Source organism: Lysobacter korlensis (genome assembly GCF_042434515.1).
The window spans coordinates 1-517 of sequence record NZ_JBHLTG010000071.1 but is presented as its reverse complement, the minus strand read 5'-3'; the positions used below and the strand labels follow the sequence as shown (position 1 = coordinate 517).

General features: G+C 36.0%; 1 protein-coding gene. It reads right to left on the bottom strand.

What is annotated here, in order from left to right; genetic code table 11:
• The coding region (bshC, locus tag ACFFGH_RS34560; RefSeq protein WP_386677500.1) for a bacillithiol biosynthesis protein BshC at window positions 1–455 on the bottom strand (455 nt) is incomplete at its 3' end.
• Between the last annotated feature and the right edge of the window lie 62 nt (window positions 456–517).

The following is a 517-nucleotide window of genomic DNA, read 5'->3' as shown; positions in this document are numbered from 1 at the left end:
ATCTGCGGAATAAACAATCGCTTCAAATTTTCATCGTCTGCATCAAGTATCACTAAGCCATGTTTCCCGAATAATTCGTTTGCTAAATAACGTGTTGCATCAGCCAAATTATCATGATTAAGATAAGCTTCTTTAAACCATAACTTTAATTGTTCTGCATTTCTCCCTGGACCAAATTCAGCGGAAATCACTTCAAAAACGGCCTCTAATCCTTCGGTATTAAAATGACCCACGGCTCCAGTTTGCTCAGAAGTCCATTTGATTTTTTTTCCTTTAAAATTGAAATAATTAATCTCTTCAAAATCGTGATCTTCCGAAGCCATCCAATACACTGGAACAAAATTATACGCCGGGTAGGTGTCTCTGAGTTGCTTCGTTAAGTTAATTGTAGAGATGATTTTATACAGGAAATATAATGGCCCTGTGAATAAATTCAATTGATGTCCCGTCGTAATTGTGAATGTGTTTTCTGAAGCTAAGCTCTGAATATGCTCAGTAGTTAATTCTGAAGTTTCAA